Origin of the sequence: Methylobacterium aquaticum (assembly GCF_001043915.1) — a bacterium.
Taxonomy (GTDB): Bacteria; Pseudomonadota; Alphaproteobacteria; order Rhizobiales; family Beijerinckiaceae; genus Methylobacterium; species Methylobacterium aquaticum.
In genome coordinates, this window is the sequence record NZ_LABX01000499.1 from 1 (window position 1) to 695 (window position 695).

A 695-nucleotide genomic window follows, 5' to 3' on the forward strand; every position below is an offset into this window, starting at 1 on the left:
CCGTAAAGGTGATGCGGATCGCTACTGAGGAAGAGCCGGAGGATTACGGCTCCGCCCCTGAGAAGAACGAAGCCGCCGCTGAGATGGGTCGGAAGGGTGCTGCGGCTCGGGCGGCGAACATGACGCCGGAGCGTCGGGCCGAGATTGCCCGTGGTGCTGCCAAAAAGCGATGGGATCAGCACGACTAAGCCGCACTGGAATATTTCTCGGAATATTTTTCTTGGTTTTTGTCGTGGCCGAGCGTAGGCTTCGTGGATGGCCTTCATCTGCGGAGCACGACCTTGGAAACCGACATAGAAACGATCATGGGTGCCCTGACGCCCTACCTCCCCCTGTTCGATGGCATCCTCCGCCACGGGCACACTACCTACGAGACGTATCCGGCAAACATCGTTGTCGATCACGACGCGAGTGCTCAGGCGCATTGCACGAACCGCCACGTTCTCGCCGAGGCGCATCGGCTGCTGGACGATTTGCCGGGCGTCAATCACAGGGAGGTCCGTGGGCAGAACCTCTGGCAGATCGATCCGGTCAACGTGATCGTGCGGTTCAAGAAAACAGACGAGGACGGCGTATCCTCGAATTACCAAACACGCCAAGCGCGGGCGTTTGATCGCGGCGCTCAGATCCCCGGCATACCGGCTGGAAAAAAAAAAAAAACAAAATAACAACAAACGGAAAAAGGAACGACAGAA

2 protein-coding genes are annotated in these 695 nt (G+C 57.7%); both read left to right on the top strand.

What is annotated here, in order from left to right; genetic code table 11:
• On the top strand, positions 1-188 hold a 188-nt coding region (locus VP06_RS37710; protein WP_210168136.1), incomplete at its 5' end, for an RNA-binding protein.
• 93 nt (positions 189-281) lie between these two features.
• Positions 282-668 carry a hypothetical protein gene (locus tag VP06_RS33465; protein ID WP_156295899.1) on the top strand — a complete coding sequence of 129 codons (387 nt, stop codon included), beginning with the start codon at positions 282-284 and terminating at the stop codon, positions 666-668.
• Positions 669-695: the final 27 nt, after the last annotated feature.